The organism is Streptomyces sp. NPDC048643 (genome assembly GCF_040650615.1).
GTDB lineage: Bacteria > Actinomycetota > Actinomycetes > Streptomycetales > Streptomycetaceae > Streptomyces.
Genome location: NZ_JBEZHO010000006.1, coordinates 262,386 through 272,312 on the forward strand (window position 1 = coordinate 262,386; position 9,927 = coordinate 272,312).

Below are 9,927 nucleotides of genomic sequence, written 5' to 3' on the forward strand. Positions count from 1 at the left end.
CCTGCCCGTGGGGCAGGGCGCCGGATGCGTCCCGCCCCACGGGAGCCGTATTGGCGCCGGACATCAGGAGTGCTGCCCGGCGGTCTCGACCGGCAGGCCGCCCTGCCCGTGGTCGTCGTCCACCGCGGCGGACTCGGCCTGGACCGCCGGCTGCCTGCCCTTGAGGAAGATCAGCGCGAACAGCCCGCCGACCAGGGCGCCGGCCCCGGCGATCTCCATGGCGATGTGCATGCCCTCCACGTAGACCGGGCTGACCGCCTCCATCACCGTCCCCCGGATCTGCGGAGGGAGGGCGGCGACACGGGACAGGTCCCCGTCGCCGAGCAGTTCGACGGCCTTGGCCTGCGCCTGGGCGGGCATATCGGTCTTGGCCAGCGCGCCGGGCATCCCGTCCCGCAGATGCCGTAGGAGCAGGGCGCCGGCGAGGGCGACCCCGAAGACGGTGCCGACCTGGCGGAACGTGTTGGATACACCGGACGCGGTACCGGCCTGCTCCGCCGGTACGGACCCGAGGAGCGCGACCGTGGCGGGCGCGCCGGTGAACGAGACACCCACGCCGAGGAGGGCCAGCGACCACCAGTAGCTGCCGAATCCGGAACCGACCTCCAGGACCGTGAGGCCGAAGAGGCCGCCCGCGGACAGCGCGGAACCGATGGCGATGGGCAGCCGCGGTCCGACCTTCGCGGCCACGATGCTGGCGGCGAACGAGGCGATCATGATCGGCACCGTGAGCGCGAGGAACCGTACCCCGGTCTCGATGGAGCTGAGCTGGTTGATGCTCTGCAGATACAGCGTGAGCAGGAAGATCGCCGCGAACAGGCCGAACAGGCTGAGGAAGTTGACGATGCCCGCCACGACCACGATCGGGCTGCGGAAGAAGCTCATCGGCAGCATGGGGTCGGGATGCCGCAGCTCCCACAGCACGAAGAGCAGCAGGGCGACGACCGACGCGGCGAACGACCCGAGGATGATCCCGGACGTCCACCCCTCGCTGTTGCCCTCGATCAGTCCGTACGCCAACGACGCGATCGTCGTGATGAACAGCAGCTGTCCGACGAGGTCGAGCCGCCGCTTGCGCGGGGAGCGGTTCTCGGTGAGGAGCTTGGCGAGGACGACGGTGGCGATGACACCGACCGGCGCGTTGACCCAGAAGATGCTCTGCCAGCCGTAGTGGTCGACGAGCACTCCGCCGAGCACGGGACCGGTCGACAGCGCGATGCCGCCGACGCCGGCCCAGATGCCGATGGCCTTGGCGCGGTCGGCGGGGGCGGTGTACGCGGCGGAGACCAGCGCGAGCGAGACCGGGATCATGATGGAGCCACAGACCCCCTGGAGGGTACGGCCGACGAGCAGCACCCCGATCGAGTCGGACAGCGCGCAGATCACGGAGCTGAGGGTGAAGCCGATCAGGCCCGCGAGGAAGATCTTCTTGCGGCCGAGGATGTCGCCCAGGGTGCCGGACGTCAGCAGCAGACACGCGAAGGTCAGCGTGTACGCGTCGATGATCCACTGGAGCTGGGTGATGTCCGTGGACAGGTCTTCCTGGATGTCGGGCAGCGCCACGTTCACGATCGTGGCGTCGAGGTAGACCATGAACACGCCGAAGCAGAGGAAGGCGAGCAGAAGCCCCTTCCGCTGGCCCGGGGCAGTGGTGTCGCTCATCGCGGTTCCCTCGTATCAAAGGTTTGGGGGACGGGTCCCGAGGACGGTGAGGGGCTGGTCCGGCTGTGCGCCAGGACTCTTCGAGGCTAATGACCGACGGTCAGTCAGTCAACTGGCCGACGGTCAGTCAGTGAGGGAAGGTAGATTGGAGGCGATCCCCGCGGACCTGGCGGAGATCCCGGACAGGAGGCGAGCCCATGGCGACGGCAGCAGAGACCCACCCCGGGAAGCCCGCGCGCCGCAAGCGCCGGACCATGAGCCCCGACGACCGCCGCTCGGCGCTGATCAGGGGTGCTTCGGAGGTCTTCCGGGAGAAGGGCTTCGCCGCGGCCACCGTCGCCGAGCTGGCCGAGGCGGGAGAGGTGGCCAAGGGCACCTTCTACCTCTACTTCGACTCCAAGGACCACCTGCTCGGAGCGATGTGGGAGGAGTACGTCGACGGCTTCCTGCGGGACACCCGCGCGATGCTCGACGAGGGCGGCGCCTGGTGGCCGAGCCTGGACCGGCTGATCCGCACCATGGTCGAGCACGCCGTCCACAACGCCGACCTGCACCGCATCGTCTACCGCTCCGCCAACGCCAAGGCCCTGGAGCTCTGCCACGCCTCCAACCAGCGCGTCGTGGACCTGATGTGCGACTTCGTCGCCCGCGGCTCGCTGGTCGGAGCCTTCCGCGCCCGTGACACCGGCCTCGCCTGCCGTCTCGTCTTCCATGCCGCGGACGGCCTCCTCGACGACCTGATCAGCCGCGACGAGCCCATCGACCTCGAAGCGGTCACCGCGTCCATCCTGGAACTGGCCCACCGCGGCCTCGGTGACCCGGACCTCGACTGAACCGAGAGATCGTCCGGAACGAAACGGAGCGCGTCCCGCGAGGGCGCGCTCTCGCGCGTCCTCCACCGCATGGCCGATCCAAGGGCGCCGTCCTGCGAGCGGCCTGAGGTGCCCGTCTCAGGCGAATGTCAGGCGGATGCGGAAGTGTCTGCGGTGCACCGGGAAGCGGACGAGAGCCCGCCGACCGGAGCGAGGAGAGGTACCCGAAGCGGCCCAACGGGGTACCGAGGCGACTTGGTTCGGGTTTCGGCCCGCGCAGGTTCGAATCCTGCCCTCTCCGCAGCGTGTTCCCGAGCGGCGCCGCCGGACTCCGGCGGCGCCGCCGTGTTGTCCACCCCGGCTTGGAGTGCCCGTCGTCATGAGCGCCCCGTTCGCATCGGTCCTGGTGATAGCCAACCCCGTATCGGGTACGTACCTGCCCGGGACGGCCGAGACGGTACGCCGCCGGTTCGCCGACGCCGGCCACACCGTCAGCCTCGCGGTCACCGAACAACCGGGTCACGCACGTAAGTTGGCCGCCGAGGCGCTGGCGCCCGGCGGTCCCGGGACGGTGGTCGCGCTGGGCGGCGACGGAACGGCGCACGACGTGGCCGCGGGCCTCGCGGACGCAGGGAACTCCCGGTCCCCCCACGCTGCCCGGACACCCGCCCTGCTGATCCTCCCCACCGGCACCGGGAACTCCTTCTACCGCGAGATCTGGGCCGACCGCCCCTGGCGTGAGGCTCTCGAACTCGCCGCGACCGCACCGCACTTCCGCGCGATCGACCTGGCGCGCGTCGCGGAGAACGGAGCGCCGGTCCTGCTCGGCGCCTCCACCGGCGTCGTCGCCCAGTCCCTCATCACGGCCCGCGACATCACCGACGCCGGCCGCGAACGGTATGAGAAGGCGGTCGCCACCTCCCTGCGTACGTTCACGCCGTACCCGGGCCGGGTCCTGGTCGACGGCGAGGTGGTGCAGGAGGGCCCGACCGTCTTCGCGAACGTCGGCGGCGGCCGGCACCGTGGCGGCCGCTTCAAGCTGCTCCCGGACTCCGTCATGGACGACGGCCTCCTCGACGTGTGCGTCGTCGGCACCGCCCTCCCGCTGCACGAACTCCCGGCGCTCTCCCGCGACGGCGGCCACGTAGGCCGTGAGGGAGTCGTCTACGCGCGCGGTCGCTCCATCGTCGTGGAGCGCACGGACGGTCGGCCTCTCGTCTTCGAGTACGACGGTGACGTACTGGACACACCGGGGGAGCGCTTCACGCTGGACGTGGTGCCGGGGGCGCTGCGGGTCGTGGCGCCCTTGCTCGGACGGTAGTCGAAGGCGCCGGGCGACCGGGCCGGTCTCCGCGCGGGCACGGTCACGCCGAGCCGCCGAGCCGCCGGAGAGCCGGCAGACCGTGTGGGTCCCGCACCAGCCGGCCCACCAGGGCGAGCGCCTCAGGCCGGGTGGATGCGGGCCCCGTCCATGAGCCGCCGGCAGCGCGCCGGGTCCGGAACGCGGAACCCGAACACGATGTGACGTCCGTCGACGTCGGCACCCGCAGGCCCCGGGGGCCTGCCGGTGGCCGCTGTCCGAGTCCGGACGCGAGCCCGACCGGCGGGCGGCACCGCGCTCGGCGAGCCGCGCCGGGGCGCCAGTAATGGCTCAGTAACGGGCTCCTCCTAGCTTTCCACCCACCTGGCCGTGCTCGCTGTACCCCCGTGTTCCGGAGGTCCGGCCGGACTGTCGTGCACCACACCCGGAGGAGCTCCCTCTCATGTACCCATTCAGAAGTCCGAGGCGCGGCGGCGCCGCGTGGGCGGCGGCCGCGATCACGGCACTTGCCGCGCTCGCTGCGGCGCCGTCCGCGGTTGCCGTCGGCGCTACCGGTCCCACGCCGTCCCCGGCCGCTTCCGCCAAGGTCGACTCCGCGCTTGTCGATGCTGTCGGGAAGGGCACGGAGTCGACCTTCTTCGTCGTGCTGAAGCAGCAGGCGGACCTGTCCGCCGCCAAGGGCAAGCACGCCCACGGGGACAAGGCGAAGGCCGCGTTCTCCGCGCTGCGCACCCAGGCCGCCACCTCGCAGAAGCCCCTGGCCGCCTTCCTCGACAAGAAGAAGGTCGGACACGAGTCCTTCTGGATCGCCAACGCCGTCAAGGTGACCGGTGACCAGAAGCTCGTCGACGAGCTCGCCCGGCGCTCCGATGTCGCGAGCATCGTCAAGGAGCAGACCTACCACCTCGACAGGACCGAGGCCTCCTCGACGCCGGGCACGAAGGTCGACGCCGACTCCGACGCCACGACGGTCACGCCCGAGTGGGGCGTCAAGGACATCGAGGCCGACCAGGTCTGGGACCAGTACGACGACCGCGGCGAGGGCATCGTCATAGCCAACGTCGACTCGGGTGTGCAGTACGACCACCCGGACCTGGTGGGCAACTACCGCGGCAACCTGGGCAACGGCACCTTCAGCCACGACTACAACTGGTACGACCCGACCGGTCAGTGCTCGACCTCCGCGCCCTGTGACAACAACGGTCACGGCACGCACACCATGGGCACCATGGTCGGCCGCGGCGGCGTCGGAGTCGCGCCCGGCGCCAAGTGGATCGCCGCCAAGGGCTGCGAGTCCAGCAGCTGCTCGGACTCCTCGCTCCTCGCGGCCGGTCAGTGGATCCTCGCGCCGACCGACCACAACGGTCGGAACCCGCGCCCCGACCTCGCTCCGGACATCGTCAACAACTCCTGGGGCGGCGGGGACACGAACTTCTACCAGGACATCGTCCGGGCATGGAACGCGGCAGGGATCTTCGAGGCCTTCGCCTCGGGCAACGACGGTGACGGCACGACCTGTTCGACCGGCCACGCGCCCGGCTCGCAGGCCGACTCCTACGGTGTCGGGGCGTACGACGCCGACGGGAAGATCGCTTCCTTCTCCGGCTTCGGCCCCTCCGTCTTCGACGGGTCGATGAAGCCGAACATCTCCGCCCCGGGCGTCAACGTCCGCTCCACCTGGCCGGGCAGCAGCTACAAGTCCATCTCCGGTACGTCCATGGCCACCCCGCACGTCGCGGGTGCTGTGGCCCTGCTCTGGGCCGCCGCCCCCTCCCTGATCGGGAAGATCGACCAGACCCGCGCGATCCTCGACGAGGGCTCGACCGACGTCGACGACACCCACTGCGGCGGCACCGCCGCCATGAACAACGTCTGGGGCAGCGGGAAGCTCGACATCCTGGCCTCCGTCGACGCCGCCCCGCACTCGGCCGGCACCCTCTCGGGCACCGTGAAGGACCAGGCCACCGGCAAGGCGGCCACCGCCACGGTCACCGCGCAGAACGGCGGCACCAAGCGCTCCGTCACCACGGACGCCACCGGCGCGTACCAGCTGCACCTGCCCGCCGGTACGTACACGGTCACCACCAGCGGCTACGGCTTCGCCTCCCGTACGGACACGGTCACCATCGCCGTGGGCCGGACCGAGACCCTCGACCCGGCGCTGACCGCGGTCGCGCACCACACCGTCTCCGGCACGGTCCTCGACGTCACCGGCAAGCCCCTCAAGGGCGCGACGGTGAAGTTCACGGACGCTCCCCTGGACCCGGTCACCACCGGCGCCGACGGTACGTACACCTTCCCGTCCGTCGCCGAGGGCTCCTTCCACCTGGCGGCCACGCCCGGCGCCCCCGTGCTGTGCAACGGCAACTGGACCGGCGCGCTCACCGTCGACGGGAACGAGACCGTCAAGTCCTCGCTGCCACCGCGCACCGACGCGGCCGGCACGTACTCCTGCACCCCCGGCGCGTACGACTGGGTCAACGGCCAGACCAAGGTCGCGCTGAGCGGTGACGAGAACGCGAAGGCCGTCGCCCTGCCGTTCGCGGTGAAGTACTACGGAGTCTCGTACACCAGCGCCAACGTCACCACCAACGGACTGGTGAACTTCCTGTCGCCGAGGCTCGGCGACTACGCCAACACCGCGCTGCCCGCCGCCGCGCAGCCCAACGGCGTCGTGGCCGCCTTCTGGGACGACCTGACGCTCGACAAGAAGTCGAGCGTCCAGACCACGACCACGGGCGCCACAGGCAGCCGCAGGTTCGCGATCGTCTGGAACAGCGCCGCGCTCGTCTCCGACACCTCGGTGCGCCTCACCTTCGAGGCCGTCTTCGACGAGGCCACGGGCGCCATCACCCTGCAGTACAAGGGCGTGGGCGGCAGCGCGCCGCAGAAGGGCTCCTCGGCCACCATCGGCATCGAGAACCAGGCCGGCACGGACGCCCTCCAGTACTCCTTCAACGAGTCCGTCCTCAAGGACGCCTCCGCGATCCGCTTCTTCCCGAAGGCCGCGTGATGAGGAACATCAACCGAAGAGGTCTGCGGCTCGCTTCCGCGCTGGTGGCAGCCGGACTGGTGCTGAGCGCCGCACCGGCCGCGCTCGCCGACACCGACGAGAACGGACTGCTGACGCTCACCGACAGCCAGGCCGCCGATCTTTCGCAGCGTGCCCGGCTCGACCCGTACGGGGACGCCGAGGGCCAGGCGTACGACCCGCAGGGTATGGGCACGCGTGAGGACGCCGCCACGGTGCCCAGCACCGGCACCACCGGCGGCAGCGGTTCGTCGCTCGACGACACCGCCACCACCGGCACGGGCAGCTGGACGGTCGCCAAGAAGTCCTCGGTGGAGGGCGTCGCCGGCATGGTCGCGACCGCCCCGGTGGCCGGCACGAACGGCGACTACTTCGCGCTCGACTCGCTGGGCGTCGTCCAGCGCTACACCGCGGACGACAAACCGGTCTGGCGCCGCGACAACTCCTCGCTGTACGCGGACTGGAAGGTCACCAACTCCCGTCCGTGGCAGTCCGAGCCGTACCCGGCCCGCGTCGTGATGGGCTACAACGCGGTCGGCCCCTTCACCGTCGCCTCCGACAACGGCTACACCACCGGCGACCTGACCGGCGACGGTGTGGACGACGTGGTCTTCACCGCGGGCGTCGGCGCCTACCCGTACCGCCCGTTCACGTCCCCCGGCTCGTCGCTGCCCACCGGCACCTTCGTGACGATCCTGGACGGCAGGAGCGGCAAGACCCTGTGGAGCAAGCTCTACACGGGCGCGTACAACATCAAGCTGGTCGGCAAGACCCTGGTGGTCGCCGACTCGCCGAACCTCAACCTGAACTCGCCCAAGACCGCCACGACCACGCTGAGCGGTCTCCGCTTCGCGTACGCCGACGGCGCGCTCACGCCCTCCGACACCTGGTCGTACGACACGGGCGCCTTCACCGGCACGGCCTGGGCGAGCCTGGAGCCGCTGGGCAAGGGGCTCGTCGCAGCCTCGTGGGACCAGCGCAAGCTCAGCGCCGACGCGGCGCCGTCCGGCACCACCCTGGTGCTCGACACCAAGGACGGCGGCCTCAAGTGGAAGGCGACCGACCGCCTCTACTCGCGTCAGTTGCACTACGACGCCGCCCGCAACAGCGTGGTCGCGCTGGAGCAGTCCGACCCGAGCGACGGCGTCGCCTACGAGGTCGCCTCGTACGCGCTGGCCGACGGCGCCCGCACCACCGTCGACCGCCGCATCAACGCGGTGCCGCTCGACCTGGTGGTCGGTGACGTCCAGGGCGGCTCCAAGCCCGAGTACACCGTCAGTGAGTCCACGCTCGACACCGGCCTCTTCATCAACGCGAACACCGTGCGCGCGCTGAACGGCGACGACGGCAGCGAGCTGTGGTCGCGCACCGTCAAGCGAGACGCGTCCAACTCCCACGACGGCGGCGGCGCCTGGGGCCTGGAGGTCGTCGACCACCAGGTCGTCGCCTCGTACAAGGACGACGCGGGTTACGAGGGGGCCGACAACCGCAGCGCCACCCGCTTCGGCCGGCTCGCCGTCCTGTCCGGCAGGGACGGCGAGGTGCGCTGGGAGCAGCGTGGTGCGGTCACCTCGCAGATGTGGGCGCAGCCGTACCGGAAGGGCGGCGGCTGGCAGCTCCGTACGGTCGACACCAACGAGAACGTCCGCACGTACAGCCTGAACAGGGGCAAGCAGGAGAGCCTCCTCCCGCTGCGTGCGGCCGTGAACTCGGCCGTCTCCACGGACATCGACGGCGACAAGAAGCAGGACCTGATCGTCGGCGGCGTGTCCAACGGCCTGTTCGCCTACGACGGCCCCTCGCTGGTGTCGGGTCGGCCCGAGCAGCTGTGGACGGCCACCCTTCCCGGCCAGATCCACGCGATCGTGAAGGCCGACGTCAACGGTGACCACCGCGACGAGACGATCGTCGCCGCCGACTCCGCGACCGCGGTGGTGGACTCCCGCACGGGCAAGGTCCTCACCACGATCGACGGCAAGGGCCAGTTCGTCCGTACCGTCACCGCCGCCGACGTCAACGGCGACGGCAAGGCGGAGATCATCGTCGCCACCGACAAGGTGCGCGTCTACAGCGGCAGCGGCAGGAAGCTGTGGGAGTACGGCGCACCGGAGTCCGCGGGCGACGTCGTCTTCGCCGACGTGTCGGTCGCGGACGGCAAGGTCTATGCCCAGTACGCCTCCCATGCCGCCCCGGAGAGCGGCGCAACGGGCGACTCGATGGTGACCGGCAAGGTGGGCGGTGTCGCCCTGCGCGCCAGGACGGGCACCCTCGACTGGTCCTTCACCCCGAAGCCGGGCACGGGCACGGACGGTGGGCTCTACGGCGCCCCGCTGCGGGCGGGCACGTTCGCCTCGGCCGGCATTCCGTACGCCGACGGGCACGCGGTCGTCTTCACCGCGTTCACCAGGGATGCCAAGACCGGTTCCCTGGCGACCGTCGTCCAGATCCGTGACGGCCGCACCGGCGACCTGCTGCACGAGGCCGTCGGCGGAGGCCCCTGGAGCCTCGCCAACTGGATGACCGGCCCCGAGGGTCTGATCATGGCCGGCACCGTGTCCCTGCGCACGTTCGGGCCGAACGGCCAGGACTCGCGGGTGTTCACCATCGCGGACTCGCAGTCGGCCGCCTTCGCGACAGGCCCCGGCGGCAAGCGCATCATCGTCTCGGGCGAGCAGGGCGGCGCGAGCACGTACGACCCGTCCATCCTCACCGCGGGGGACGACTACCCGGCCAGCGTGTCCGACCTTCCCGCGATGGGCGGCAAGGAGATCTTCGTCGCCGACCTGAACGGTGACGAGGCCGACGAGATCGTCTCGCTCAACTTCGACGAGTACGGCATGGACCGCCTCACGGCCCTCGAGGGCGGCGGCTACTCCGCGCCGTTCTCCGCGATGCGCCAGACGGTCACGGCGACGATCGAACCGTCCTGAACCGTCACTCCCGACCTCAACATGTCATCTCGGCGCCCTAAAAACGGTGAATCCAGGGGGTTGTTGCAGCAGGTGATCAACTGGCTACGGCCAGGAGCTCGCGAGACGCGGGGGCGGGGGGCGCCCGGGGCCGGGGGGGGGGGGGGCGGGGCGGGGGGGGGGCGGCGGCGC

At 70.8% G+C, this 9,927-nt stretch carries 5 protein-coding genes and 1 tRNA gene; 5 read left to right on the plus strand and 1 reads right to left on the minus strand.

What is annotated here, in order from left to right:
* Nucleotides 1-63: 63 nt before the first annotated feature.
* A complete protein-coding gene (locus AB0C62_RS09175) occupies nucleotides 64-1,662 on the minus strand; it encodes a DHA2 family efflux MFS transporter permease subunit (protein ID WP_362971090.1) in 1,599 nt (532 codons plus the stop codon).
* 197 nt (nucleotides 1,663-1,859) lie between these two features.
* Between AB0C62_RS09175 and AB0C62_RS09180 the strand changes: the two genes are divergently transcribed.
* The 5 genes from AB0C62_RS09180 (at nucleotide 1,860) to AB0C62_RS09200 (ending at nucleotide 9,756) form a co-directional block, all read left to right on the plus strand.
* Nucleotides 1,860-2,495: a TetR/AcrR family transcriptional regulator gene (locus tag AB0C62_RS09180; RefSeq protein WP_362971092.1), complete on the plus strand. Its 636-nt coding sequence runs from the start codon at nucleotides 1,860-1,862 to the stop codon at nucleotides 2,493-2,495.
* A gap of 193 nt (nucleotides 2,496-2,688) precedes the next feature.
* Nucleotides 2,689-2,775 (plus strand) — tRNA-Arg (locus AB0C62_RS09185).
* A gap of 78 nt (nucleotides 2,776-2,853) precedes the next feature.
* Nucleotides 2,854-3,795: a diacylglycerol kinase family protein gene (locus AB0C62_RS09190; protein ID WP_362971094.1), complete on the plus strand. Its 942-nt coding sequence runs from the start codon at nucleotides 2,854-2,856 to the stop codon at nucleotides 3,793-3,795.
* A 442-nt stretch (nucleotides 3,796-4,237) separates the two neighbouring features.
* Nucleotides 4,238-6,808, plus strand: a complete 2,571-nt coding sequence (locus AB0C62_RS09195) for a S8 family serine peptidase (protein ID WP_362971096.1) — start codon at nucleotides 4,238-4,240, stop codon at nucleotides 6,806-6,808.
* Nucleotides 6,808-9,756, plus strand: a complete 2,949-nt coding sequence (locus AB0C62_RS09200; RefSeq protein ID WP_362971098.1) for an FG-GAP-like repeat-containing protein — start codon at nucleotides 6,808-6,810, stop codon at nucleotides 9,754-9,756. Before AB0C62_RS09195 ends, AB0C62_RS09200 begins: the two co-directional genes overlap by 1 nt.
* Nucleotides 9,757-9,927: the final 171 nt, after the last annotated feature.